Origin of the sequence: Legionella shakespearei DSM 23087 (assembly GCF_000373765.1) — a bacterium.
In the GTDB taxonomy this organism is placed as follows: Bacteria; Pseudomonadota; Gammaproteobacteria; order Legionellales; family Legionellaceae; genus Legionella; species Legionella shakespearei.
Genome location: NZ_KB892389.1, coordinates 33,916 through 60,667, shown reverse-complemented (window position 1 = coordinate 60,667; position 26,752 = coordinate 33,916). Strand labels below are relative to the sequence as shown.

Genomic DNA, 26,752 nt, shown 5'->3' with positions numbered 1-26,752 from the left:
GAAGCGCGTTAGCGCTGTCTCGAAGCCTTGGCATGGTGCTAAGGCTTCGAGACGAGGCTACCACCTCTCCTCAGCCCGAACGGCATCGAAGTAACGACTGGATAAGATAAATCAAGCTTCTTATCCATAACTCACGTTAATGCAACCTATTTTTGTTTAAAAATAACTCAGACGAGACGTTCTTATGGATATAATCGAAATTCTTAAAAAAGTTGAGGCAATACGCAAATTAGCTTCGGTCGTACCTGCAGAGACAAAGAATCCTCCCGCCGCGGAGCAATCAGCAGCCGAGAAGCCCCGTAAAAAGCAAAAAAAACCACTTACTCAGGAACAACTCAAACACATTGCAGAGCGGGAAAGCAAAAACCTTAAAGCTGCCCAAACAAACTATGAAGAGTTAGAAACTGAGATTAAGGCTTATTTTTCCCAGGAAAACCGGTTGGAACAGCCTGAAGATTTAGAACTGCTGTTAATTCATTTAAAAAAGATCTTACTGGCTTATGAGTGCCAGACCTTAACTGATGGAGTGAGTCTCGATACCCCACACTACAGAGCGTTACCTGAGCAACTTCCATATTATAATCATGAGGTGTATCAAAAGGTATTACCCATTTGCCAGTTAGCCTATGCTATAGAAAGAAATGGCGACCCAGAGGAGCATGCTTTTAAATTGGCAATGACCTTCAAAAATCCCAATGACGCTATTGAATATTTGCAGACCTATGAAATCTATAATCCCAAAGCAGTGTATAAAGTACATGATGCCTGCGGATTTGATTTGCCAGAAGTCGGTTGTTGCGATTTCAGGTTATGGCAGGATTTGGCCAACCAACCATCACAGCACAAAAAACCCAATATGTTCTCCCCTGCTTTCCGAGCCTTACTCAAACAGGCAGAGGCAATAGAATCAGTCTATAAAAAACCTTGGGAATCTTCATCTTCACGCTCAGCTGCCGCAGTGAAATTGCATGTCAAAGAGTATGTATCGCTTACTCAGCAATTTAAAAAGCTAATGCTCATCAATATAGATCATCCAACTGATAAACAAAAAGCAGAGCTAAAAGAGAAAAAGAGCCAATTAAGCCAGGAAATAACCCAAAAGCTTATCCAGATTCTTGAAGCCTGTCCCTTGGCTCCTTCATTGAGCGAGTTTATTAACGGCTATGATAATGAAGCGCAGTTAGCTATTTTGGAAGCGTTTCATGAACATTATCGTTTGCAAAGCAGCGGCGCCCACAAGATATTAACAGACAATGGCATACAACTGGGCGCGATTAAGCGTTATTACGATCTCAAACCTCAAAACGATGATGCTGCAATTCCCAATCTCGTGATTGATGGTAAATTACTGGGTTATCCAGGGTACTACCTGAAAAAACTCGATGTGACTAATGATATGGAACGAGCAATGGCGGCCTCTTTAGGCAAATTCAACAAGACACACTCTTGTCAGTATCTGGGAGGACAAGGCTCAGAATGTACCGAACACCTTATCACCTCACCTAATGGTGGAGCCTATGTCCTGTTTAAAGGGGATCCTGAAAATCCTCCAGACAAGGATGAAGTGACAGGCATGACCTGGGCGTGGCGCGGCCATAATGAAGGTATATGTCTTGATTCTATTGAATCCCACCATGAAAATACTGGCATGGTCGCTGATTTTTATCGATATCTTGCATTAGAACTTTGTACTAACGATTCCATTCCAGGATGTCCAGCAACGTATGTAAACTGTGGTTCGCAAAGCGGTATTTCATCAAAAACAGGGCTTAAAAATTATCCTGCCAGGAAAATATTTTACAAAGACTACAGAGGATATAATGATTCAACATCACAGCTGAAACTGGCTGATCCCGATATGCCCTATATGTTCCATGGCCAAGTGCACTCAGAGCAACTGAAAGAGATTATCAACAATAAAACTCAAGTCTATTTAACAAAACATTTAAGCAATGCTTCGCCTTACAAAGACAATAACGCACTAAAAAAGACCATCGCGTTTGCCCTGTACACTCAAAATGAAAACCTGCTTCAATTGCTAAGGGATTTGGCAGGAAATCGATTGGAAGAAATCAATGCACTGATACAGATAAATAAAGAGTATCTGGAACAGTTGTCTGCTGGCCACATTGATTTTAGCGCCTTTGAAAAAGGAGCTTATTTAAATGCAATGAATGCTAATGGGCAAACTGCCCTTCATATTACCACCTTAAATGCTGACGTTGAACATACCAGAGCATTGATTAAGCTTGGCATTGATGTAAATGTACAGGATAAAAAGGGTAATACCGCTTTATTGCGCACTTTAGAATTCGTTGCCTATAAGAAAAAAAATGAAAAAGGGAAAGAAATCGCGACAATGCTCATGGATGCCGGTGCCGATGTGGACGCCAAAGATAAAAACGAACAAACCCCATTAATTATCGCGGTAAAGAATAATGATCTGCCCATGGTTCAAAATCTGGTAGCTCGAGGTGCAGATATTGAAATCTTTGATGACGATTTAAAAACAGCAATTTTCTGGGCCGCTGAAAAGGGAAATGAAGCGATATTCGATTATTTAAACCAGCTGCATGCCAAAGTGAATTTAAGCAGTTACAGCAGTAGTGAAAGTCTGTTCGCCAAAGCAGTGCAATCAAAGAACCAAAACATTATTAATAAATTGCTTGACCATAAAGACATTGCTTTTTCTACGAAGAACAGACCTGATGCTGCAAGTATCCGCTATGCCATGTTCGATTTGGGGTTGTTAAAAAGACTGTTGTCTTATTACCCTAAAAATGAGCATCAGGAATTGATGCGTGTAGCCTTTACTCGTTTTTACATCTTCGGAAACCAAAGTGTCTACGTTCATAATGATTTGCTCTCCTTATTAAACGGGATGGAAGAAGAAAAACGATTGAATGTGCAAAAATTTGGTGACTATACAAGCTTTAGTATTGCATCGGTTCACTCCATGCTATTGCTCTCCATTTTAGAAGATAATCCACCTGAGAAATTATGGGAGTTGATGAAGAGTGCTGACTCTCACGCAAACTCTGTATTCGTTTATTTTGTCCAGCATTTCCCTGTTATGGAATACGTTTATACCCGGCTCAGCGATGGGCAAAAAGAGCAATTCTGGAAGTTGACGAATACTGCGTTTATCACTGTATTAAAAATCGCATTAACGCATGGCAATCCGGACAATTTAAAATTTCTGCTTGAAAATGCCCCTCATGATAAACTGGTACAAGCAGTAACAGACAGTATTTTTGATTTTAATCATCAGAACATTACTGCCGTACAAATGGTTATACCCTATTTAAGCGGCGAAGAACTTTTTACCTTATTGTCAAAAGAGAATGATGAAAAACGCAGTGCTCTTCAGGCTTTACTTCACTGCTTTCAAGGGTTAGATACTACAAGTGAAATTGATCGAGTCATAGCGCTTTTATCAAAAAAATTAAAACAGGAAGATTTCATCAAGCTGCTTATTACTCGAAGAGCCCCCTCATCCGAAAGAACTGCCCTTCAAATGATCGTTTCACTCGGCAGCAACTCCCTGCTGAAATTAATTGATCAGCTATCGCCCGAAGCCTTAGGCAAGTTGTTTGTAGAACATGATGAAGGAGCCAGTGTTGTCAATAGTTTGCTTTTATCAAATGAACCTGGTAATGAACTTATCCAAGCTATTTTTAACAAACTGCTCCTGTCTCGAGAGAAAAAACTTTTGTTTTTGCTCAAGTGCATTAAAGACGATATGCTTCTGCTAACTACTTCCCCTTCCTTATGGAAACTCATAGTACAACTATTTACTGAATTATTTCCTGATGAAGAAGAGGAACAGTCCAGGATTTTTTTTACTGAGGTGAGCGGCGCCCCCTTTTTTCAGACTTTAGCCAGTAGTTGTCCCAATGAATTTTGCTCCATGTTTTCCAGAATTTCGCCTGAACTTCAACTCAAAGTTGTTCAGCACAAACAAATCAGTGGTTCTACTTTATTACAGCGCGTGCACGATCAGATTGTCGTTAAGGAAGTACTGGAATCATTTCAACCTGCGCAACGTTTAAGTATTTTAGTGCAGGAAAACGATGCGGGAGTTACAGTGATAGAGCATTTGGCTCACGACAACACCCTTTTTACTGCAGCACTGGATACACTCTCTCAAGATCAAACAGAAAACTTAATGTCCAGCCAGGATTTAGCTGCACGAATACTCGCTGCCGCCGCTATGGATAAAGCCAGTTTCGCAAAGGCACTGACCATCATTCCATCGCCCATTCCTCCCCATGTGCTTCAACAGGCATTGGATAAAAAGATGCTGCTTAAATCCACCATGCATGAGGGTGAACTGGATGAGGTATTAAAAATTATTCCTGAGGAGGAACAAGAAGACAGGATAAAATGGGCGGATAAAGATCATGAACTGATCCGCAGTTGTATTGGCAATCACAAAATACAGGCACTGGAAAAAATTTTAAATGGTTACAGTGAACCTGAAATTTACACTATTTACAAAAACAAATTATATGATGATGTTCCATTATATCTGCACATTGAGAGTAATATTGCACGCTTCAAAGAAGGACATGTAATAGAGATTTCTGAGGGAATAAGGGACTATGAAAAAATCCGCGAACTCTTTTTAAATCGCCTGACTGAAGAGCATCGTCATGAATTGAAATTTTTACCCATTGACAGGGAAGGCAATACCATTCTACACAAGACAGCACCCACTCCAAAGCAACTAAGGGAAGTCGTTAAAGAAATACCAGCAACAGAATTATTTAATATGATGCTGGTTAAAAACAAGGAGGGGAAAACTGCATTGTCGGAGGCTTATCAAAATCATCGTAGCCTGGGGGTTATCCTTGAAGCCTTACCCGATGAAGAAAAACTTAAATTTTTACAAACTCACGTATTTTCCGGAGAAATGACCCAGGCAGATGAAACATCAGGCTCTGTTGTCAGTTATATCACGTCGTTTCCTTACCAGTATAAGGACGAGACATCATTTGTCTCTGAATACCTCAACGTGTATAAAAGTATACACAAGTATTTAAACAGACAACCGTCTGGCACTCTGTTTGAAGATAAATTGCCCGGAGAAATGTTCCATATACTGTTCACTTCGACAACCTTTGATGAAGTGAAAACACAATTGTTCGATACAGCAGAGAAAAATCCCGAGCATATTATGATAAAAGCTCTCATGCGACACAGAGGAGATCTGGAACAGTTAAGAGTGCAATGGGGGAACTCGAACGGAACTAAGTTAACGTGAGTTAAATAGGTCAGCCCCTATCAGGGAACGGCCGTAGCATGGTTGTGGCACGGTCCGTAGCGCTGTCTCGAAGCCTTGGCATGGTGCTAAGGCTTCGTGACGAGGCTATCGCCTCTTTTTGGAGCACGTCTCTTGTATCATTAAAATACAGAGTATCAAACCACGAAGCTATCACCAACCAGCACATTTGATAACTATACCATTTGCAACACTGCCGATAAAATTATCTGAATAGTCTTTAGGCGTCCTTGAACATCCATTTTTCTTAAATTTTTTACAAACCTCTGGTCGAAAAGGGCTAGGATAGCAATTAACCTCTAAGGCCTTTTTCCAGCAATCTGTGAGAATTTTTCCGCACTCTTTAGTTTTTTCCGAGCTTTGCGCTGCCATAGCAGATCCACTGGCAAGAAATACGCTTAAGGCAAAAATACTTACATAGCGAAACATAATACCTCCTCAACTTAATACAAAGTTAGTCCTAATTAATAAGTCTTTCTGACCTATTAATTTAGTACTTGAAATATTACTACTGAAGTCACTCCTGCAATTACATCCTGGTGAAGGTACTAAGTAATCGCTCTATCTAGTTATAGGTTAAGATTAAATAAAAATCAAATAGATTAAATTATTGACTACCGGATTTAACAGTCGAATTAATTCACAAAGTACGCTCGAGAAGCTGGGTATATATAGGCACCATGCCGCTTTCAGGAGATCCTTCGCGCCAAAAGACGCGCTCAGGACGACATGGATAGATGTAGAAGAGTCAGTTGCTTGTATCCAGAGATCTAAGTTCGGATTGAGATTCCTGGATCCCGCAGACAAGTCGAGGGACGAACGTATTTCTTACGTTAGCGGTGATACTTCCATTTATTTTTCATACATATTGAAATTAATCAATATTAATTGTATAATATAATTCCACTTTTTTAAAGCAAAGGAAAGATACATTATGTTATTTAAAATTGATTTGTCTAGTAAAGGTTTGAATATTCTTGCTATAGCACACGATAGACATGGAAACAGAGGTGAAACATGGGATGAGGAATTATTACGAAAACTTGCAACAGTCCCCCATGAAGCTACAGGTATTGATTTAAGTGGCAATCAACTCACAGATATAGAAGATTGGCGTCCTTTTTTTCAATTATTTTCTTCGAATGTTAATTTTCTGGATGTCTCAAACAATTTACATTTAGCTCAACAGCCAATGTTTAGAAACAGATTTAACCAGCACATTACAAATTTATTTAATTACCTTCCCCCAAATGTTACTTCTGTATCATTAGCAGGAAATAGTCTTAATCTTTTCAGTGAAACGCAATTAAAAAATATGTTTTCAGCTATTCCCCCTCACCTTCGTACACTGGATTTAAGTAATAATGATTTACGCGCACTTCCTTTAAATACTCTTGTAGAAGTACTTGCAACGATACCCGCGACCGTAGAAAAAATTATCTTAAAAAGGAATAAACTTTTTTCATTTAATTTACAACAAAATGACCATCTACTGACCCAACTTCAATTACAGGTCCATGATAGCAGTAGAAGATTAGATCTTGGAAGTAATGGTGAGTCTGAGGCCCAAAGGGTAATTGGACCAATGCTGCTTCTCATGCAGCAAGGGTATCAAGATAGGACTGTTCCTTCTGAAATAATAGCTAAAATCCTGGAAAATTTATTAGCTTCCCCCAGCAGAGCGAACCAATTTGTTAAGGCACATATAGCACGGGTGGAACAACGCAGACCATGTTTTTTCCTTCCTTGCCAAGAAGACAATATGTCACCAATACCAGGCTCAGAGGATAGTGATAAGGCAAGTGAAGTGCAAGATAACGATCAGATCCAATCCCGGCAGCAAGCAGCCGCACCAAGACTCTGAGGTTTTATAAAACTGTAACCTTGATCACTGCATCAAGGTTACAAGTGTAACTATTTAAGTTTAGCAGTCGAATTAATCCGCAAAGTACGTTCAAGAAGCTGGGTATATATAGGCTTATTACGCGCTAATTGCACTACAGTAGTTGATGTAATACAGGTGATCATCAGCGGTAAAATCAATAAATAATTCTGGGTCATTTCCACCACCAGAACCACACCCGTGATTGGCGAACGCACCGTAGCCGCAAAAAACGCCCCCATGCCTGCCACCGCAAACATCCCCGGATGAATGGAAAAATCCATACTCAGCCATTGGAATAAATGGAACACTGCCAAGCCTAATAAAGTTCCCAAAGCCAGCATAGGAGCAAAAATCCCGCCTGGTACGCCAGTTGAATAAGACAACATGGTCGTTACAAAACGAATCACAATTAAAACGCATAAAACAGGCACTGCAGGCGACATGGTCAATGCCTGGTTAATAATCTCATATCCGCCTCCGACGGTAGGAGGATAATAATAAGTGAGAAATCCCACTAACAAGCCAACCAGCACTACATAACACATCTTTTGCCGCGAGGTTAATCTGTCCAACAAATCCAGGGTCTTGATAAGCACATGATTGAACAGCAGCCCTATCAGCCCCACAACAACGCCAAATACTAAAAACAACCATAATGAATGCAGGCTGGGCAGCTCAAATAATTCCATTTTAATGGCAGGGCCTGAGCCAACAATCAGGTTCAGGGTAATGGTCGCCATAACGCAGCAAATCATGACCATTTTAAAATTGGTAAAGGAATAATTAAACTGATTACGCATTTCTTCCATCACGAATAAAACACCCGCCAATGGCGCATTAAACGCAGCGGCAAGACCCGCTGCGGATCCGGCAGCAATTAAGGTATCACTTCTGCGACGTGACATGCGAAACATGTCCCCCAGCATTTCCCCTAAATTCCCGCCCATTTGAATGGTAGGACCTTCCCGTCCCAACACCATTTTGGCTGAAATGGCCAAAACACCAGCAAAAAATTTCACGGGCAACAAACGTTTCCAGAAGATAGGACGGACATGAAGCAAAGTTCCTTCTATTTCAGGCACCCCACTTCCAGAAGCTTCGGGAGCTATATGCCGTACTAAAAGCCAGGCAATCAACACCATAAGCATGGAAACCAGTGCCGAAATGAGTCCAACGGGTAAATCATGAGTTTGAACCCAGGTAAAAAAATTGGCCAGTGACGCATCTAGACCGGCAATGGCTAACTGAAATAAGGACGCGATAAGTCCCGTTAAAAATCCCAGTACAACCGAAACCAGATAAAGAATCAGCGTTTTTTTACCCATGTGCTTTCACCATGTCCATAAGGTTAGTAATGATTTTCATACCCGCCTGATTAGGGAGAGACAAAATCGTTTCAGGATGGAACTGCACTGCATGAATAGGCAATGTCTTATGCGATACCGCCATGACAATACCATCCTCACTCATTGCAGTGACTTCAAGTGCGTCAGGAACTGTTTTTAAACGGGCGTATAAAGAATGATAACGTCCAGCAGTGAAGGATTCATTCAACCCGTTGAATAAATGAGCTGAATTCAGGACCTTGATTTGAGAGGGTTTGCCATGCATGGGATAATGCAAAATATCAAGAATACCGCCAAAATGTTCCACTATTCCCTGCAAACCGAGGCAAACACCGAAAATAGGTATGTCATAAGCATTAATATGATCTATAGTCTCGGAAAGTTTAAAATCAGCGGGCCTTCCAGGTCCTGGCGATAAAACAACCAAATCAAAAGTCTTTTCTTTTAAATAAGCCAATACCTTGTCAAAACGAATGGTCGTTACCTCGGCTCCAGTCTGACGGATGTAATTTGCCAGCGTATGCACGAAGGAATCCTGATGATCAACGAGCAATACTTTTTTACCGGTTCCGGTTAAAGACAAGGCTTCGGTTTTCTCTTTGGCTTTTTGTTCAGAGTTTTGCAGTAAATCCAAAAAAGCAGAAGCCTTTAAACGGGTTTCCTGCTCTTCAGCCTCAGGAACTGAATCATAAAGCAGCGTTGCCCCTACCCTGACCTCAGCAATTCCCCGCTCAATACGTACCGTTCTTAAAACAAGGCCAGTATTTAAATTGCCATCAAAACCAAACCAGCCTACTGCACCACCATACCATTTACGCGGTGATTTTTCGTGTTGCTCTATAAAATTCATCGCCCAGAGTTTAGGGGCGCCAGTAACCGTCACCACCCACATATGGGTTAAAAAAGCATCTACCGCATCAAATTCCTGGCGCAAAATACCTTCTACATGATCTACTGTATGAATCAGGCGTGAATACATTTCTATTTGACGCCTGCCTATCACTCGAACACTTCCCGCCTCACAAACACGTGATTTGTCGTTCCTGTCCACATCAGTACACATGGTCAGTTCTGACTCTTCTTTGGGAGAATCCAGTAAAGCCTGAATATTTAAGGCATCTTCAATGGCATCAGCCCCCCGTTTGATGGTTCCTGATATAGGACAGGTTTCCACCCGTTTCCCCTGAACTCGCACGTACATTTCAGGAGAAGCGCCTACCAGATATTCTTCATTGCCCAAATTAATAAAAAAACCATAAGGAGAAGGATTAACCCGCCGCATTTTGCTGAATAATTCAGAGGGCTTACTGGTGAAATGGGTATAAAAAGTCTGACTGGGCACCACTTCAAACAAATCACCACAGGCAAATCGCTCTTTGGCCTTATTGACTACCGAGGTGTATTCACCCAGTTCATGATCGCAAACCTTTTCTGGCTTTTCAGGCGACTGATAAGGCGCATATTCACCTTCTCTTGCCAAGGACTGAGTTGATTTTCCCTGATATTGAAAATCATAGCGCCTGACAAAAGCTTCTTCTTTCCTGTGATTGACAATATAAATTTCATCGGGCAAATACAGCACCATCTCCCGTTGTGATTCATCGCGTTCTTTATGCTGCGGCAAATCCTCAAACTGATAAATCAGGTCAAAACCAAAAGCGCCGTAAAGGCCTGAATAGGAGTCTTCATCTGATTTAAAAAAGGCAAGCAGCAAACGGATGATGCTGAATACTGAGGGTTGTAAGCTCCGCTCCTCTTCACTAAAAACCTGTTGTGAGGGCTTAATCTTAAGCTCACAGACGGTTTTACTGTTGGACAGTAACTCCAGATTGCCTTGTTCTGCAATTAAAGGTTTTACAAAAGCCAGCAATACTTCACCACGCTGATTCAAGGCTTCAAGTTTAATGACATTCTGTTTACAGACAATGGCCAGAGGAGGATTATAAAAGCCTATATCCCAACAGGTATAACGTCCAGGATATTCAAAACTCGAAGCGAATAAAGCGCCTCGGTGTGAATCAATACGTTCCAGCAAAGATTCTATTCCCTGCTGATAATCAAGTGACTGCTGAGAAAACTCAACGTGAACACCGCCCTGGGTTTTATACTGTTGTAATGTGGATAACACATTCGCCTCTGTTATTGTGAACGAATACCCATTCTACATACTTGGAAATGAATCGGAAATAGTTATAATGATCTACTTTCTGTTTGAGTACTAATATGACTATCTCTTCAAAAGATCTTGAAAAAATAGCGGGCTTGGCTTATTTGACTATTGATGAAGAACACTCTGAGCAATTGACTCAGGAAATCAGTTCCATCATGGATTTTGTTGACCAATTACGTTCAGTGGATACCAAAGGCATAGCCCCACTGTTTCACCCTTTTGCCTTGCATCAGCGTTTAAGGGAAGATGCTGTGACAGAGGCAGATTGTGTGGCAGAACTGGAAGCTATAGCCCCTCTCTTCGAAGACAATTTGTATTTAGTCCCTAAAGTCATAGACTCAGGTAAATAATTATGGAATTCAATTCATTAAAGCATTTATCGCAGGTACTGCAGACAGGTGAACTGTCCAGTGTCGAACTCACCCAACAGTGCATTAACACCATTCACGCCAATAAGGATTTGAATGCCTTCATCAGCCTTGATGAACACCAGGCACTGACTGATGCAAAGCACGCTGATGAACAGTTAAAGCAAGGTAAAGCCAAAGCGCTGACTGGAATCCCCATGGCATTGAAGGATTTATTCTGTACTCAGAACATGCCAACAACCTGTGGTTCCAAAATGCTGGCTAATTTTCAGGCTCCTTATGAAGCGACCATAGTAAGCAAACTGAAAGAACAAGGCGCTATTCTGGTAGGAAAAACCAACATGGATGAATTTGCCATGGGTTCGGCCAATGAAAACAGTTATTTTGGTGCCGTAAAAAATCCCTGGGATAAAGAACGCGTACCCGGAGGTTCTTCAGGAGGCTCGGCAGCCGCAGTTGCTGCGGGATTAGCTCCCTTTGCCATTGGTTCAGACACCGGTGGCTCCATACGCCAGCCTGCGGCATTTTGCGGGATTAGCGGCATCAAACCTACTTATGGTCTGGTATCGCGTTTTGGTATGGTGGCTTATGCATCAAGTCTGGATCAGGCGGGGCCTTTCGCCAACAGTGCTGAAGATTTGGCAATCATCCTGCAAGCTATGGCAGGCTTTGACCCACGCGATTCTACTTCAGTAGATTCTGACTTGCCTGATTATACGGCGGAACTGAATCAACCCTCAGCTCAAACACGAATAGGACTCCCCTCTTGTTTCTTCCAGCCTCAGGTAGATCAGGGGATACAAAAAGCCATTTTAGAAGCAGTAAGCGTATTCAGGGACTTGGGGGCTGAAATTGTTGAAATGGATTTAAAACTCCAGCCTTTATGGGTGCCTTGTTATTATGTAATAGCCTGTGCGGAAGCGTCTTCCAACCTGTCTCGCTATGATGGCTTGCGTTTTGGTCACCGCAGTTCCAAGGCGTCCAGTTTAAACGAGCTGATCATCAATTCGCGCAGTGAGGGTTTTGGTGCAGAGGTACAAAGGCGAATCCTTACTGGAACTCATGTCCTTTCGGCAGGTTATTTTGATGCTTATTATGTACAGGCTCAAAAAATCAGACGCCTGATTCAGCAAGAATTATCCAACAGCCTTGGCAAGGTTGATTTTATTCTCGGCCCCACCACCCCGACAACTGCCTTTAAAATTGGGGAAAAAATCGCTGACCCAATTCAAAATTATCTTGCTGATGTCTTTACTGTAGCCGCGAATCTGGCAGGTCTTCCTGCCCTGTCCATTCCTGCAGGTTTTGACAAGCAACTCCCTGTAGGCATGCAATTGATGGGCAAGCATTTTAGTGAAGGTCGCCTGCTGCAACTGGCGCATCATTATCAACAACATACGAGCTGGCATAAGTCCAGACCTAACCAATAAGGGTGATTTATGGAATGGGATACTGTTATTGGTCTTGAAGTTCATGCTCAGTTAAAAACCAAATCGAAATTATTTTCTGGCGCATCTACTGCTTTTGGCGCCCTCCCCAATTCACAAACCTGTTTTATTGATGCGGGTTTTCCCGGAGTGCTTCCGGTTTTAAACAAAGAAGCAGTAGTTATGGCCATCCAGTTAGGCCTGGCGATTAATGCCGATATTAATAATGCCTCCATTTTTGAAAGGAAAAATTATTTTTATCCTGATTTGCCTAAAGGCTATCAAATCAGCCAATTTCAAAAACCTATAGTCAGTAATGGCCAATTGACCATTACACTTGATGATGGCAGGGAAAAAAACATAGAAATTGTTCGCGCTCATCTGGAAGAAGATGCAGGAAAATCTCTGCATGAGAATCATTCAGACTATACTGGAATTGATTTAAACCGTGCAGGGACTCCCCTGCTGGAAATAGTTACCACCCCCTGCATGTATTCGGCAGAAGAAGCGATTAAATATTTGAAAACCTTACATCAGTTGGTACGGTTTCTGGGAATTTGTGATGGTAATATGCAGGAAGGCTCCTTTCGCTGCGATGTGAACCTGTCCATCAAACCCAGAGGATCAGCAACTTTAGGCACGCGAACGGAGTTGAAGAATCTCAATTCGTTCCGTTATATTGAAAAGGCTATAGCTTTTGAACAATTGAGACATCAGGATTTGTTGGAAAGCGGTCAAAAGGTCATTCAGGAAACACGTCTTTATAACCCGGATACCAACAGCACTCATCCCATGCGCGACAAGGAAAATGAAAATGATTACCGCTATTTTCCTGATCCGGACTTGTTACCCATAGAAGTAACACGCTATCAGATAGCGGAAATAAAGCATAATTTACCGGATTTACCGCATAAAATTCACAGCGAATTAAAAAATACCCCTTCATTAAACGATGAAGACATTTCATTTATTTTGTCATCACCAGAAGCCTGGCATTTTTACAAAGACATCAAATCATTAAGTAAAGCCTCGGAGAAAATAATTATTAACTGGTTAAAGGGCCAATACGCAGCTTCACTTAATGAGCGCAATCTGGGTTTTGACACCTTACCTATATCGGCTGAAACCATGGCCAGACTCCTGGATAAACTGCAAGACAACAGTGTGTCGTCTAATAATGCAAAGAATATTTTTACCTTCCTGTGGAATGGGGAAACAGATATTGATGCAATCATCCAGCGCGAAGGCTACCAGCAAATGGATAACAGCGCCGAGCTTGAAGAAATGATCGCCAATATAGTAAAACAATATCCCGAACAGGCAGCTGATTATAAAGCAGGCAAAGAAAAGCTGCTGGCCTTTTTTGTCGGCCAGGTCATGAAACAAAGCAAAGGAAAGGCGAATCCAGAACAAGTGAACAGTTTGCTGAAAAAATATCTGGCATAACTCGGATCGTAGCCCGGTCTGCTTGCATCTGTCCCTCGATCACCTCTTTGCCATTACTCCAATGCACGTCGTCCTGAGCGCGTCTTTTTGCGCGAAGGATCTCCAAATACTGGCACTATGCCACTGTAATGGAGATCCTTCGCGCAAAAAAACGCGCTCAGGACGACGTGGATCGGGGAATAGCAAAAATGTTTAGTAGAGTCAGGGTTGGGTGGGATTTCGTGGCCGTACTACGAACCCTTCTTCTTCCTTTTATCCAATAAATGTGAATGGTAAATACTGAGGAGCACACTTGTAAACAGGATGATCGCTACACTGCCCAGCGTTAGGAAAATTGGGATTTTAAACCAATGCACTATAAGCATTTTAATGCCGATAAAAATCAAAATGATGGCAAGGCCGTATTTAAGCAGGTGAAAGCGATTGTGCATATTCACCAGAAGGAAGTACAAAGCACGTAAACCCAGTATGGCAAAGATATTGGAGGTAAAGACAATAAAAGGATCATTGGTTATGGCAAATATGGCTGGAATGCTGTCTACTGCGAAAATAAGATCACTTACCTCGACCAGTACTAATACAACAAATAAAGGGGTCGCATAGCGTATTTTGTCTTTCAGGACAAAAAAATGCTCACCATGCAAAGTCTTGGTGATATGTAAATGATTATTCATCATGCGATACACAGGATTCCTTTCCAAATCAGGGGCTTCATCCTCAACAAAGAACATTTTAACTCCCGTCACCAACAGGAGTAAACCGAAAAGATAAAGTACCCAGTGAAACTGGTTAATAACCCAAATGCCCAATAAAATCAGAACCAGGCGCATCACAATCGCACCGAGAACACCATAAATCAGGACGCGGCGCTGATATTCCACTGGTATAGAAAAATATTGAAAAATCATGAGGATAACAAAGATATTATCTATGGATAATGATTTTTCAATCAGATATCCGGTTGTGAACTCCAGAGCTTTTACATGAGCCTCTTCTGCTGTTGTTACATGAAGCAAGTACCACCAGAACAAAAGATTAAAAATAAGCGCCAGACAAACCCAGACCATAGTCCAGGAAAGAGCTTCTGTGGTTGAAACACGATGGACTTTACGGCCACTGAATAAAAACAGATCGATAAAAATCATGACAAGCACGAAAGCAAAAAAAGCAGGCCACATCCACCATTCACTGACTGTTGTCATTGATATCTATTGGAAAATTAAGAGAATCTTTAATCTAGCACTAAGAACTTTAAAAGACAATTTATTAAAAGGGAGTCGGTCGATAAGCCGGGTTCTGTCGCGGACAATCATTCATCTGGGACACACGTCACCGTATGCCTCAAGCAACCTACCCGAATCCCGTACGGGCCGCACGTCATGACTTATTCAGTCAAATGGATTCCTATTTGGTCTTGCTCCGGGTGGGGTTTTCCCTGCCACGACTGTTGCCAGTCGCGCGGTGCGCTCTTACCGCACCATTTCACCCTTACCCGCTTGTTGCATGGAACAAGCGGGCGGTATATTTTCTGTGGCACTTTCCGTAGGCTCACACCTCCCAGGCGTTACCTGGCACCCTGCCCTGTGGAGCCCGGACTTTCCTCCCTTTGTTACAAACAAAGAGCGATTGCCTGACCGACTCTGTTATCTATAGTAGCAGAGTGCCTAGCAAAAGACCACATATACCTATGAATTTATCTTGAAATACTACTGAAGGGATACTGAATTCAGAAAAATCCAAATTAGAAATCACGAGTACCAATAAATTCATCGTCAAAATAGCGCTTCAGTTTAGTACGTAAAGTACCACGGCTTACACCAAGAACTCGAGCTGCTTTTGATTGGTTGTAACGAGTTAATTCCATAACTGTACGGAATAAAGGAGCTTCAACTTCTTCAACAATTAGTTGATATAAGTTTAAATTAGCATCTTTATTGCCAACACTGGTCAAATAGGTTTTTACCGCACTAATTACCTGGTGCGTCAGTGCATCGTTACCTTGCACTACTTCTTGCATTACTGCACTCATTTAAATCTCCTAGCACAAATTAATGAATAAAAAATTATGTCCAACACATCCACGTACCGAACACCATGCTTCATATAATATCAAATATCCCAAAGAGTGTAAACATTGATTCAATGATATTCATTTATTAAGGGAATATTAAGAGCGAATATTGTATCATTTTGATAAGATTTGTAAAAATAAATATATGATTTTTATCGGTTTTTATTAAAAAAACTGAAATGCTTTTTCACAAGAAAAAATGATTTTTTTTTATAATTCAGAGTAAAATTTCTTGTGGATTTGTTCTTTATCGAGTGATTTTACTACCATTAAGTTAAAAATAAGTCATCTATGACGAAAAAAGACAATTTTTGTAGCCCGGTTGCTTGCAACCGGGAAACGAATTCCACACACCATCCCGGCTACGGTCTACGTCGTCCTGAGCGCGTCTTTTTGCGCGAAGGATCTCCAAATATCGGCACCATGCCACTTTCAGGAGATCCTTCGCGCAAAAAGACGCGCTCAGGACGACGTGGATCGAGTGTAGAAGAGATTGTTTCTCGCAACGGGACTACAAACCTACCCCACCGTAAAACTTTCACCACAACCGCATTGTCCGGTCTGATTGGGATTGTTAAAAATAAACTTATAATTCAATCCTTGTTTTACATAATCCACACGCATGTTTTTTAAAAAAGGAAGGCTGGATTTATCGATGCACACCAGGTATTCACCTGATAGAGGCATAGTAATATCGCCCTCTAAGGGTGATGCAACATAATCTACTACATAAGATAAACCGGAACACCCTGTTTTCTTTACCGACAGGCGCACACCCTTTTGCTCCGGGTTTTTAGCTAAATAAGTAAGCAGGTGCTTGACAGCTGATTCACTGAAGCTAATACCTGGCTCAACACTGCTGGTATGTTGCATAACGACACTCATGACTTAATTCCCTCAAGTTTCTTTTTCATCAAAACCACTGTTTCTTTATAAATTTCTTCAATTTGCAGCGCAATGGGATATTGATTTGTCGGAATTCCCAACTCTTTAATCAGCAATTGATACGTGATTAAAGGGAGACTGTTTATTAGCCTGCCTTCTGTCTGCCGACACAACCATTCCATTGCTGCAATCACATAAGGATTGCCTTTTGCTTTAAAATTGATTTTTTTAATTATTCCATCAGGAGAACAATTGATGTATAAATCAATGAGCACTGCCTGATTGGGTTGACTGCTTCTACAATGAACCACTAAAGGAGCAGAGACATCCAATACTCCGGCATGCCTCGGATAAAAAAAACACTCTTCGATGATCTTATTATACATCATAATGGCGACAAATCATACAGTCTTAGTACTTGTGAACAAATTATATCAATAGCGAACTCAATTTGCTCCTTTTTTGTGAAGCGTCCAATAGACATTCGTAAAGAACTTTGTGCCAAATGTTCTGACAGACCAATCTCTCTTAATACATAAGATGGCTGTATGCTTGCAGAAGTGCAGGCAGAACTCGTAGAAATGGCCAGATCTTTCAAAGCAAGCAATAATGAATCGCCATCTAACCCGGAAAAGCTGAAATTCAGATTGCCGGCAATTCGCTGATGTTCGTGGCCATTGAGACGTATTCCAGGTAAATGTTGGATTCCCTGCCATAATTGCTTGCGCAATGCCAAAATGCGCTCCTGCTCTTGTGTCTGTTCTTGTACACTTAGAGCAAAGGCCTCTCCCATTCCAACAATCTGATGAGTCGCCAAAGTGCCTGAGCGCAATCCATTTTCATGACCGCCACCAAAAATCAGTGGCTTTAGACGAATACGCGGCCTGTGACGAACATACAAAGCCCCTATTCCTTTAGGACCATAATTTTTATGCGCGGAAAAAGACATTAAATCTACGGATAACTGAGTGACATCTATTGGCAATTTTCCTGCACTTTGCGCTGCATCCACATGAAAAACGATGCCTTTATTGCGCAGTAATCCACCTATAGCAGCGATATCCTGAATAACGCCTATTTCATTATTGACCTGCATGACAGACACCAGAATGGTATCTGGTCTAAGCGCTTTTTCGAGTTTTGCCAGATCCAGCAATCCATCTGGCTCTGGAGCCAGATACGTCACCTCATAATCTTCTTTTTCCAATTGGTAGAAGCAATCAAGCACGGCTTTATGTTCCGTGCTCATGGTTATCAGGTGTTTTCCTTTATTTTTATAGAAGTGAGCAGCCCCAAGAATGGCCAGGTTATCTGACTCTGTAGCCCCCGAGGTAAAGACTATATCTTGTGCTGAGGCCTTAATAGAATCAGCAATTTGCAGACGTGCACGTTCAACAGCCAGAGCAGCAGCCTGACCGTAAGCATGGGTCGTGGATGCAGGATTGCCAAAAACTCCCTCTGGCCCCAGATATTTTATCATTTGTTCTGCAACACGAGGATCAACCGGTGTTGTAGCCATATAATCAAAATAAATCGGCATATCACTCATGTATGTTGCTCTTGTCCTTTTTAGCAGCCCATTCCAGAGATTTCTGCACCTGGCTTAACATACCGCGCAGAATACTTACTTCCATTTTTTCCAGATTGACGCGGTTAAATAATCGCCTTACCCTCTGCATAAGACGCCGGGGGTTAGACTCTTTTAAAAATTGAATTTCGATAAACACTTCTTTTAAATGATCATAAAACTGCTCAATTTCATCAGCGGTAGCATAGTCATCCTGACGTAGAGCCACTTCTGCCTGAGGCGCTAATAACTTCATCCGCATTTCATAAGCAATGATCTGTACTGCCTGTGCCAGATTAAGCGAACTGTATTCCGGATTGCTGGGAATATTAATGTGATAATGACATTTTAACAGTTCTTCATTAGTCAGGCCGGAATGTTCGCGACCAAAAACAATAGCTATTCGGGTATTATCGGGTTGCTGGCTCACCAGTTCCGCGCTGGCAACCGGAAGCAAACCGGGTAAAGACAAACCTCTGGGTCTTGCGCTGGTAGCCAGAATTAACTGGCATCCCGCCAAAGCCTCATCCAGGGATTGGGTTACTATAGCTCCCGCTAAAACATCATCGGCACCAGCGGCCATTTCATTAGCTTTATAATCAGGAAAAGATTTAGGCGTTACCAGATAAAGGGAACTCAGTCCCATAGTTTTCATTGCTCTTGCAGTGGAACCGATGTTTCCTGGATGCGAGGTCGCTACTAAAACAATACGAATAGAACTTAATTTCATAAAAAAACTTATATTTGCAACTTTCTCTAACTATATCACAGCATTTATTACTTAGACTTCTCTCAGAGCAAAAAAAATGTGCTAGAATTGCTGATTTTGTAAATTAAAGAGCGTAACCAATGGAACCACTTTTAAATATTGCAGTTAGTGCAGCACGTCAGGCTGGTGAAATTATTATCCGTCACATGGAACAAGTGGACCGTTTAAAAATTACTGCCAAAAGCAGTCAGGAATATTTCAGTGAAGTGGATATTAAGGCAGAACAAGTCATAATAAACGCCATTCGTAAAGCTTATCCTGAACATGGAATTCTTGCTGAGGAAAGCGGAATGCAGGAAGGACATGAAGAATTTGTCTGGATTATTGATCCCCTGGATGGAACATCGAATTATCTGCATGGTTTTCCTTTTTTCTCTGTCTCCATTGCCTTGAAAGTTAAAGGCCGAATTGAACATGGTGTGATTTATGATCCCTTACGCCATGAGTGTTTCGCAGCCAGCCGTGGCCGTGGTGCCCGTTTGAACGACAGAAGAATCAGAGTATCCAAACAGACCTTGCTTAGCGCCTCTCTGTTAGGCACTGGGGTTCCTTTCCGTGATATTCATTTGGCTCAACGCTATTTACCAACCTTTGAAGCCATGATGGGCAAATGTGCGGGCGTACGAAGAACCGGTTCAGCAGCACTTGATCTGGCCTATGTTGCCAGCGGGCGTTTGGATGGTTTCTGGGAATTTGGCCTGCGTCCCTGGGATATTGCAGCAGGTTCATTATTAATCAGAGAAGCCGGTGGGCTTATCAGTGACGTACATGGCGGTGACGATTTTCTGAGCCATGGTGATGTGGTGGCAGGAACGCCGAAGGTGTTCAAATCCTTGTTACAAACGCTTTCACCTGCATTGAAGTAGTCTCATCACTGGCACTTGGGGTCGTAGCCTGTATTAGCGGAGTGTAATACAGGATCGAAGTGGCAATTTCCCGTATTACGCTCCGCTAATACGGGTTACGACCCTGAACAATCCCGGTTGCGAGCAACCGGGCTACAATTTAATCGGCAAGTACCTCGTAGAATCTACCTCAGTCCCGGCTTAATCCCCAAACTCATCGGCAACTCATCAGCCAATGCGGTTCCCAGGTTTTTACTCACCCTGTCAAACAGATTCTGTTTGTGTGTGTAATCAACCAGACGATCTATTTTAATCACATCACGTGCCAATTGACCGCTGCTGGCGTAACCATCAATTAAGCCATTGGCAAAAGCCTGCTCGCCAGTCCAGAACAATCCGGAAAAGGTTTCATCATCAATGTGCAAGCGATCACCCCGACCCTCTTTAACACGTTTGATAAATTGCTGATGGATCAAATCCAGCATGGTTTGTAATTTTTGCTTTTGAAAATCATTGGTAGGTGAGAACGGATCCAGGAAGCCTTTGTTGGCTCCTGAAGTTTGCAACCTTCGACTTACTCCAATCTTCTCTATAGCATCGACAAAACCAAAACCACTGTAAATAACCCCAATGGAGCCAACCATACTGGCAGGGCTTGCATAAATCTGATCCGTTGCAACTGCTACATAGTAGGCAGCAGAAGCACATAAATCCACACAGACAGCGTATGTTTTGATATCAGGGTATTTGGCCTTATAGTATTTCAGAGTGTTATACATGTATTCAGCCTGTACTGGACTGCCTCCAGGACTATTGATACGAATAATTAAAGCCTTTAAATTTTTATTTTTATAAGCACTGTCAACTCCCTTGGCAAAGTCATCCGCATTTGCCCCTTTAGCATCAAAAATTTCACCGTTTAAATCAACCAGTCCAACATGGTCTTTTGAATCGCTACTGCTGGCATCACTATTATAAGTAGCCATTAAATAAACCATGTATAAAATGAATAACAGAAAAATAGTACGGAAGAACCACCGCCATCTGCGCTTCCATTTTTTTTCTTTCATGTAGTCAATAACAATTTGATTAAGCAAAGTTTGCGAATCTGCATTAGAATTAGAAGACACATCATTATTCATATTGAGCTCTTGAAATTATTAAAGTAATCCTCATTTTACGGTAGTAAGAGATGAATTAATACCCCTAAATATTTGACCATAATTGATTAAAGGTGCAGCAATGAGAATGGATAAATTAACATCAAAATTTCAAATGGCCTTAGCCGATGCACAATCATTAGCTCTGGGCCGCGATAATGGATTTATTGAACCTGAACACCTGATGAAAGCGTTGCTGGATCAGCAAGGAGGCAGTTGCAGACCTCTGTTGACCAAAGCCGGAGTGAATATTCCGCTGTTAAGAACCCTTCTGGATCAATATCTGGAAAAGCTGCCCACCGTGTCAGGCACAGGTGGCGACATCCATATTTCCAATGGCTTAAATCGCCTGCTTAATCTGACTGATAAATTATCGCAGCAAAGAAAGGATAATTTTATTTCCAGCGAACTTTTTGTCCTGGCTGCCGTCAGTGAAGAAGGCTCTTTAGGTAAAATTTTAAAACAAGCCGGTGGTGATATCAAAGCTATAGAAAAGGCTATAGAAGAATTACGTGGCGGTGAGTCAGTAAATGACGCTAACGCCGAAGAACAAAGGCAAGCTCTGGAAAAATATACCCTGGATTTAACCGAGCGCGCAGAACAAGGCAAACTGGATCCGGTTATTGGCCGCGATGATGAAATTCGCCGCACCATTCAGGTATTGCAAAGAAGAACCAAAAACAACCCGGTATTAATTGGTGAACCGGGTGTGGGTAAAACAGCAATAGTGGAAGGATTGGCCCAGCGCATTATCAATGGCGAAGTGCCCGAAGGCTTAAAGAACAAACGCTTGCTGTCCCTGGATATGGGCGCTCTCATTGCGGGCGCAAAATTTCGCGGTGAGTTTGAGGAGCGTTTGAAAGCCGTTTTGAATGATTTGGCCAAGCAGGAAGGTCAGATTATTTTATTTATTGATGAAATCCATACCATGGTTGGTGCAGGTAAAGCCGAGGGCGCTATGGATGCCGGCAACATGCTGAAACCAGCGCTGGCTCGTGGGGAACTGCATTGTATAGGCGCGACAACTCTGGATGAATACAGACAATATATTGAGAAAGACGCGGCTCTTGAGCGCCGCTTTCAAAAGGTACTGGTCGATGAACCTAATGTTGAAGACACCATAGCGATACTGCGTGGTTTAAAAGAACGTTACGAAGTGCATCACGGTGTGGAAATCACAGATCCGGCCATAGTCGCCGCCGCAACGCTGTCCCATCGTTACATTAGCGACCGCCAATTACCGGATAAGGCTATTGACCTTATTGATGAGGCAGGAAGCCTGATTCGTATGGAAATTGATTCCAAACCGGAAAGTATGGATAAGTTGGAACGTCGTTTGATTCAATTAAAAATTGAACGGGAAGCTTTAAATAAAGAAAACGATGAAGCCTCCAAGAAAAGGCTGGAAGATTTACAGCATTCCATTGATGAACTGGAGCAAAACTATTCCGAACTGGAAGAACTATGGAACACTGAAAAAGCAACCATGCAAGGCTCTACTCAAATTAAAGAAGCTTTGGAGCAAGCCAAACTGGAAATGGAAACGGCAAGACGTGCCGGCGATCTCAGCCGTATGTCTGAATTGCAATATGGCAGAATTCCCGAGCTTGAAAAACGGCTAAGCGAAGTTGCTGCTATTGATAGCGTCGAAACCAAATTAGTGCGTAACAAAGTCACTGAAGATGAAATAGCAGAAGTAGTTTCAAAATGGACTGGTATTCCTGTTGCCAAAATGATGGAAGGCGAAAAAGAAAAACTGCTTAAAATGGAGGAAGTACTGCACAATCGCCTCGTTGGGCAGAATGAAGCAGTCGATGCAGTCTCCAATGCCATCAGGCGCTCTCGTGCCGGTTTATCCGATCCTAACCGCCCTATTGGTTCCTTCCTGTTCTTAGGTCCAACCGGTGTGGGTAAAACGGAATTATGTAAAGCTTTGGCCTCCTTTTTGTTTGATACTGAAGAAGCCATGATACGTATTGATATGTCCGAATTTATGGAAAAACATTCAGTCGCCCGCTTGATAGGAGCGCCTCCTGGGTATGTAGGCTATGAAGAAGGCGGTTATTTGACTGAAGCGGTAAGACGCAGACCTTATTCTGTTATTTTGCTGGATGAGGTAGAAAAAGCACATTCAGACGTATTTAATATTCTCCTGCAGGTTATGGATGATGGGCGTTTAACAGACGGCCAGGGACGTACTGTTGATTTTCGTAATACCGTTATTGTTATGACCTCGAATCTTGGTTCTCAGTTAATCCAGGAAATGGGCAGCAAATTCACTTATGAGCAAATCAAGTCCGCAGTGATGGAGATGGTCGGCCAACATTTCAGACCAGAATTTATTAACCGTATTGATGAAACAGTAGTGTTCCATCCCCTGGCAAAAGAGCAAATAGCGAAAATTGCTGCAATTCAAATTGCTTATTTGCATAAACGTCTGAAACAGCAGGATATTCATCTGGATGTTACTCCTGAAGCATTAGCATATCTTGCTGAGGCAGGCTTTGATCCGGTTTATGGCGCAAGACCACTGAAACGAACTATCCAGCAAAAACTGGAAAATCCTCTGGCCCAGTCTTTGTTGACAGGAAAATTCAAATCAGGTGAAACCATTACCGTGAGTTATAAGGCTGGGGAGTTGGATTTTAAGGGGCATTAACACTGCATCGTCCGAGCGCCACGTCGTCCTGAGCGCGTCTTTTTGCGCGAAGGATCTCCTGAAAGCGGCATAGTGCCAGTATTGGGAGATCCTTCGCGCAAAAAGACGCGCTCAGGACGACGTGGATCTGTAGCGTCGTGGATCTGTAGCCTTGATACAGTATTTATATATCACACCAGAGCGATCGTTGCTGGTTTTGCACTTTGCTCCTGAGCCTTTTGTTCTTTCTCTGCCTGGATTTTGCTTGTCAAAGCCAATTCAGTTTGTGAAATAAAAGTCTCCATTTTTTCTTTATCGCCGAAAAATTCATAATCCAGATCAATCTGAGTATTGTTTTCGCGAAACATGTTAAAAAGTTTAATGCCATTGTCCATGTCTGCACTGGATAAAACAGAAGGATCTTTGACAATATCCAAGGCTTCATAGATTTTAAATCGTAAGTCTTTTTTGACATGCTCCGATTGCAGCAGCATGGAATAGCCGCCAACAAGAATAAAAGAACAGATTTTAGCATGACACAATTTCATTTGAGTGGGAAAGCTGGCATGGCTCATACTGTTTAGATTGTCTTTTATCAAAGGTGTATTGACCAGATCAAGAATATTCTCCTTAATGGGGTCTTCTTTAAAATATTTTTTAATATGTCCCTCTATGGTTTCAAGATCCAAACCATCAAAATCAGGATGGGCTCTAGCAAATTCTTTGCACCAACGATTCAAGGCATTTTCAACTTGCTGTTGATCCACATCAACCTGTTTTCTTAAAGATTGAATAAAACGCACTGCTTTAAACTGATTTACTGTAGTTCTGCCTCTTGCAGTATGCTGATCAATTATTTCTTTCAAATGTATTTCAAAATTACTGTCTGCTTTAAGGTGAGGATATTTCTTATAACGTTCAATACCTTCCTGATCTTTAAGGTACATATTGTCACGAAAGGCTTCCAATGCGGTGACAATAGTGGTGACATCAAGAATTTTTAAATCTCTCATCTGGTAATCATCAACAGTTACATCCCCAGGAAGTTGCAATGCACCTCTTATTGCTTTGAAGAGATCTGAATTCAGAGGATTGGGTGTTACGAACCAGCCAGTATAACTTCCCTTATATTCATTGATGATTCTGAAGTAACGGTGTAATAAAGCACCTAAGAGAAATAAAGTAGCACGCTGATTTTTGGTTTCATCGCCTTCTTTCAAAACATCGCGCAATTCGTTACCTAATTGTTTAAATACATCTCGTGCAGTAAGTCTGTCTGTGTCACATTCAATGACCTGATTGATTCTTGCCAGAAGAATTTCAAGACTGGTCTGAAGCGGCGCGGGATTGGTAGAGGAAGTTGTCGCTACAGCCGTCTGATTATCGACTATTTTATACCTTCCCAATAAAGTAGACAGTCTGGCATCAAGGTTAAGAGTATTAACCCTCAATACAGAATATGCTGGTGGAGTGAACGCCATAAAACCTCCTTTTAAGACCTGTTATTAATCCCTAAAGTACACATAAATCCATTATAAAGGTCATACCACGAAGAATTCGTAGTTACTCTGGAGTTACGTACCGTTTCAATATCTGCTTGAACCGCTTCACCTAAACGCTGATTTAACTCACTGTACACTCTCAAGTCGTCTTTATACATGTAAAGATAGGAGCAATATTGGCTCACTGCAGTTAAACTGGAATTAAACCAATCTACATCCATTTCTTCAGGGGAGTTTACTCCAAGATCCTTTTGAAACAACTGAACTAACGAGTGGTGCATATAATGAGAAACCGTCGAATTATAATGAGACCACATCAGAAGGTACATACCCGACAGAACATTTCGTTTAAATTCATTAAACTCGTCAGTGCTTACCACAGAATATCTGGAAAAACTCTTTACATAAGCCAGCAGTTTTTCATCATTCTCTTCACTCAGACTTCGAGCGGTTAATGCTATAGTGAACGAATCACTTAAAGCCGTATTGTTGGGAATTAAAACAGAGAAAAAACCCACACATCCGAAATTAGAACCGTAATTTCTGGATAATCTTTTAGATAAAGATTCTGCACTTTGCTGTAATTCGGTAAACTCTAGCATGGCTTCCCTCCCGCAAGTGTTCACCCGCAAGAAACTGCAGCGAGTAATCCCTCTGAATAATCATTACACCTGCTTTTTTTATATCAACCTCTAAATAATATTGCAACTATTAATTTATCTTCTTGCCAATAATTATCTCAAAGCGATGATTTTCATTCGAATTAGATGAAATAAGTGCTTGAATTTATAATTAAAAGACGGGCATGAGATGATTCGATTTTTGGGGTTGTAGCCCGGTCTGCTTGCAGCCGGGATCGAAGTGGCACCGAACTTATAAGTACCAACCGGAATAGTGCTCACCCCGAACTTAGATCTCTGGATACCGCGGACAAGCCGCGGTACGGTGGAGTAGCGCTTAACTTAATGGCAGTTGGGATCCAGGGGGGCATGGCAGAAACACGGTCCCTGCCAGCATAACTGTTCCGCTTCCTCACGGTCGCGGCTCGGTTTTCGTGCTTTCGAATTGACTTCATCGTACACCGGAAACCGAGCCGCGACCGTGAGGAAGCGGAAGTTTTGTTGCGGTACAGCGACTGATTTAGTATTGGTGTAGAGCGTAAACTAAGATGTGATCAAGAGACAGCTACTTGTCCGAGGGTTCCAGGGGTTCAGGGCAGAAATACTGTCCCTGCCAGCATAACTGTTCCGCTTCCTGACGGTCGCGGCTCGGTTTTCATGCGTCCGTATTGACTTCATCGTGCACCGGAAACCGAGCCGCGACCGTCAGGAAGCGGAAGTTTTGTTGCGGTACAGCGACTGATTTAGTATTGGTGTAGAGCGTAAACTA

At 42.0% G+C, this 26,752-nt stretch carries 19 protein-coding genes and 1 other RNA gene; 7 read left to right on the top strand and 13 right to left on the bottom strand.

All coding sequences use genetic code 11. The annotated features are described in order from the left end of the window. Positions 1–184 precede the first annotated feature (184 nt). Positions 185–5,266: an ankyrin repeat domain-containing protein gene (locus B094_RS0104760; RefSeq protein WP_018576660.1), complete on the top strand. Its 5,082-nt coding sequence runs from the start codon at positions 185–187 to the stop codon at positions 5,264–5,266. A 171-nt stretch (positions 5,267–5,437) separates the two neighbouring features. Here the strand turns inward: B094_RS0104760 and B094_RS0104755 are convergent, their stop codons facing one another. Continuing rightward, positions 5,438–5,713 (bottom strand): hypothetical protein, encoded by a 276-nt coding sequence (locus B094_RS0104755; RefSeq protein WP_018576659.1) that lies wholly within the window; start codon positions 5,711–5,713, stop codon positions 5,438–5,440. Positions 5,714–6,218: 505 nt separating this feature from the next. Between B094_RS0104755 and B094_RS0104750 the strand changes: the two genes are divergently transcribed. Next, positions 6,219–7,148: a leucine-rich repeat domain-containing protein gene (locus tag B094_RS0104750; RefSeq protein WP_018576658.1), complete on the top strand. Its 930-nt coding sequence runs from the start codon at positions 6,219–6,221 to the stop codon at positions 7,146–7,148. A 50-nt stretch (positions 7,149–7,198) separates the two neighbouring features. Here the strand turns inward: B094_RS0104750 and clcA are convergent, their stop codons facing one another. Both clcA and B094_RS0104740 read right to left on the bottom strand, forming a co-directional pair. Further along, positions 7,199–8,494, bottom strand: coding sequence for a H(+)/Cl(-) exchange transporter ClcA (gene clcA, locus B094_RS0104745; RefSeq protein ID WP_018576657.1), 1,296 nt, complete (start codon positions 8,492–8,494; stop codon positions 7,199–7,201). Beyond that, complete coding sequence (locus B094_RS0104740) at positions 8,487–10,643, bottom strand: anthranilate synthase component I (RefSeq protein ID WP_018576656.1); 2,157 nt, start codon at positions 10,641–10,643, stop codon at positions 8,487–8,489. Before B094_RS0104740 ends, clcA begins: the two co-directional genes overlap by 8 nt. Before the next feature lie 95 nt (positions 10,644–10,738). Here B094_RS0104740 and gatC point away from each other — a divergent pair, with 95 nt between their 5' ends. From gatC to gatB, 3 genes are read left to right on the top strand one after another with little or no spacing between them, the layout of a single operon-like run. Further along, positions 10,739–11,035 (top strand): Asp-tRNA(Asn)/Glu-tRNA(Gln) amidotransferase subunit GatC, encoded by a 297-nt coding sequence (gene gatC / locus B094_RS0104735; protein ID WP_018576655.1) that lies wholly within the window; start codon positions 10,739–10,741, stop codon positions 11,033–11,035. Between the two features lie 2 nt (positions 11,036–11,037). Further along, positions 11,038–12,483: an Asp-tRNA(Asn)/Glu-tRNA(Gln) amidotransferase subunit GatA gene (gene gatA / locus B094_RS0104730; protein WP_018576654.1), complete on the top strand. Its 1,446-nt coding sequence runs from the start codon at positions 11,038–11,040 to the stop codon at positions 12,481–12,483. Between the two features lie 9 nt (positions 12,484–12,492). Further along, on the top strand, positions 12,493–13,926 hold the full coding sequence (gatB, locus tag B094_RS0104725) for an Asp-tRNA(Asn)/Glu-tRNA(Gln) amidotransferase subunit GatB (RefSeq protein WP_018576653.1): 1,434 nt from the start codon (positions 12,493–12,495) through the stop codon (positions 13,924–13,926). Positions 13,927–14,156: 230 nt separating this feature from the next. Here gatB and B094_RS0104720 read toward each other — a convergent pair whose 3' ends face one another. From B094_RS0104720 to trmJ, 7 genes are all read right to left on the bottom strand, one after another. Further along, complete coding sequence (locus B094_RS0104720; RefSeq protein WP_026253881.1) at positions 14,157–15,128, bottom strand: TerC family protein; 972 nt, start codon at positions 15,126–15,128, stop codon at positions 14,157–14,159. A gap of 67 nt (positions 15,129–15,195) precedes the next feature. Then, positions 15,196–15,568: RNase P RNA component class A (gene rnpB, locus B094_RS16425), an RNA gene on the bottom strand. A 99-nt stretch (positions 15,569–15,667) separates the two neighbouring features. Further along, positions 15,668–15,955 (bottom strand): helix-turn-helix domain-containing protein, encoded by a 288-nt coding sequence (locus tag B094_RS0104715; protein WP_018576651.1) that lies wholly within the window; start codon positions 15,953–15,955, stop codon positions 15,668–15,670. A gap of 561 nt (positions 15,956–16,516) precedes the next feature. Beyond that, on the bottom strand, positions 16,517–16,882 hold the full coding sequence (locus tag B094_RS0104710) for a HesB/IscA family protein (protein ID WP_018576650.1): 366 nt from the start codon (positions 16,880–16,882) through the stop codon (positions 16,517–16,519). Further along, positions 16,879–17,271, bottom strand: coding sequence for an iron-sulfur cluster assembly scaffold protein (locus B094_RS0104705; protein WP_018576649.1), 393 nt, complete (start codon positions 17,269–17,271; stop codon positions 16,879–16,881). The genes B094_RS0104710 and B094_RS0104705 overlap by 4 nt, the downstream gene beginning before the upstream one ends. Further along, positions 17,268–18,431: an IscS subfamily cysteine desulfurase gene (locus tag B094_RS0104700; RefSeq protein WP_018576648.1), complete on the bottom strand. Its 1,164-nt coding sequence runs from the start codon at positions 18,429–18,431 to the stop codon at positions 17,268–17,270. The genes B094_RS0104705 and B094_RS0104700 overlap by 4 nt, the downstream gene beginning before the upstream one ends. Then, a complete protein-coding gene (gene trmJ / locus B094_RS0104695; RefSeq protein WP_018576647.1) occupies positions 18,424–19,179 on the bottom strand; it encodes a tRNA (cytosine(32)/uridine(32)-2'-O)-methyltransferase TrmJ in 756 nt (251 codons plus the stop codon). The genes B094_RS0104700 and trmJ overlap by 8 nt, the downstream gene beginning before the upstream one ends. 119 nt (positions 19,180–19,298) lie before the next feature. On the opposite strand from trmJ, the gene B094_RS0104690 reads away from it, so the two are divergent. Beyond that, the gene (locus tag B094_RS0104690) at positions 19,299–20,084 is read left to right on the top strand and encodes an inositol monophosphatase family protein (protein WP_018576646.1); all 786 of its coding nucleotides are present in this window, start codon (positions 19,299–19,301) and stop codon (positions 20,082–20,084) included. A gap of 164 nt (positions 20,085–20,248) precedes the next feature. Here B094_RS0104690 and B094_RS0104685 read toward each other — a convergent pair whose 3' ends face one another. Continuing rightward, positions 20,249–21,205 (bottom strand): S49 family peptidase, encoded by a 957-nt coding sequence (locus tag B094_RS0104685; protein ID WP_018576645.1) that lies wholly within the window; start codon positions 21,203–21,205, stop codon positions 20,249–20,251. Between the two features lie 100 nt (positions 21,206–21,305). On the opposite strand from B094_RS0104685, the gene clpB reads away from it, so the two are divergent. After that, positions 21,306–23,882: an ATP-dependent chaperone ClpB gene (gene clpB, locus B094_RS0104680; RefSeq protein ID WP_018576644.1), complete on the top strand. Its 2,577-nt coding sequence runs from the start codon at positions 21,306–21,308 to the stop codon at positions 23,880–23,882. A 170-nt stretch (positions 23,883–24,052) separates the two neighbouring features. On the opposite strand, the gene B094_RS0104675 is transcribed toward clpB, so the two are convergent. Next, positions 24,053–25,342, bottom strand: coding sequence for a hypothetical protein (locus tag B094_RS0104675; RefSeq protein ID WP_018576643.1), 1,290 nt, complete (start codon positions 25,340–25,342; stop codon positions 24,053–24,055). Positions 25,343–25,353: 11 nt separating this feature from the next. Beyond that, the gene (locus B094_RS0104670) at positions 25,354–25,965 is read right to left on the bottom strand and encodes a hypothetical protein (RefSeq protein WP_018576642.1); all 612 of its coding nucleotides are present in this window, start codon (positions 25,963–25,965) and stop codon (positions 25,354–25,356) included. Positions 25,966–26,752 lie beyond the last annotated feature (787 nt).

Excerpts from the sequence above, each read along its gene's own strand:
- B094_RS0104705 (WP_018576649.1), bottom strand. The coding sequence starts at position 17,271 with ATGATGTATAATAAGATCATCGAAGAGTGTTTTTTTTATCCGAGGCAT.
- B094_RS0104760 (WP_018576660.1), top strand. The coding sequence starts at position 185 with ATGGATATAATCGAAATTCTTAAAAAAGTTGAGGCAATACGCAAATTA.
- B094_RS0104670 (WP_018576642.1), bottom strand. The coding sequence starts at position 25,965 with ATGCTAGAGTTTACCGAATTACAGCAAAGTGCAGAATCTTTATCTAAA.
- B094_RS0104720 (WP_026253881.1), bottom strand. The coding sequence starts at position 15,128 with ATGACAACAGTCAGTGAATGGTGGATGTGGCCTGCTTTTTTTGCTTTC.
- clpB (WP_018576644.1), top strand. The coding sequence starts at position 21,306 with ATGAGAATGGATAAATTAACATCAAAATTTCAAATGGCCTTAGCCGAT.
- gatB (WP_018576653.1), top strand. The coding sequence starts at position 12,493 with ATGGAATGGGATACTGTTATTGGTCTTGAAGTTCATGCTCAGTTAAAA.
- gatC (WP_018576655.1), top strand. The coding sequence starts at position 10,739 with ATGACTATCTCTTCAAAAGATCTTGAAAAAATAGCGGGCTTGGCTTAT.
- trmJ (WP_018576647.1), bottom strand. The coding sequence starts at position 19,179 with ATGAAATTAAGTTCTATTCGTATTGTTTTAGTAGCGACCTCGCATCCA.
- clcA (WP_018576657.1), bottom strand. The coding sequence starts at position 8,494 with ATGGGTAAAAAAACGCTGATTCTTTATCTGGTTTCGGTTGTACTGGGA.
- B094_RS0104750 (WP_018576658.1), top strand. The coding sequence starts at position 6,219 with ATGTTATTTAAAATTGATTTGTCTAGTAAAGGTTTGAATATTCTTGCT.
- B094_RS0104715 (WP_018576651.1), bottom strand. The coding sequence starts at position 15,955 with ATGAGTGCAGTAATGCAAGAAGTAGTGCAAGGTAACGATGCACTGACG.
- B094_RS0104685 (WP_018576645.1), bottom strand. The coding sequence starts at position 21,205 with ATGAATAATGATGTGTCTTCTAATTCTAATGCAGATTCGCAAACTTTG.
- B094_RS0104690 (WP_018576646.1), top strand. The coding sequence starts at position 19,299 with ATGGAACCACTTTTAAATATTGCAGTTAGTGCAGCACGTCAGGCTGGT.
- B094_RS0104675 (WP_018576643.1), bottom strand. The coding sequence starts at position 25,342 with ATGGCGTTCACTCCACCAGCATATTCTGTATTGAGGGTTAATACTCTT.
- B094_RS0104755 (WP_018576659.1), bottom strand. The coding sequence starts at position 5,713 with ATGTTTCGCTATGTAAGTATTTTTGCCTTAAGCGTATTTCTTGCCAGT.
- gatA (WP_018576654.1), top strand. The coding sequence starts at position 11,038 with ATGGAATTCAATTCATTAAAGCATTTATCGCAGGTACTGCAGACAGGT.
- B094_RS0104700 (WP_018576648.1), bottom strand. The coding sequence starts at position 18,431 with ATGAGTGATATGCCGATTTATTTTGATTATATGGCTACAACACCGGTT.
- B094_RS0104710 (WP_018576650.1), bottom strand. The coding sequence starts at position 16,882 with ATGAGTGTCGTTATGCAACATACCAGCAGTGTTGAGCCAGGTATTAGC.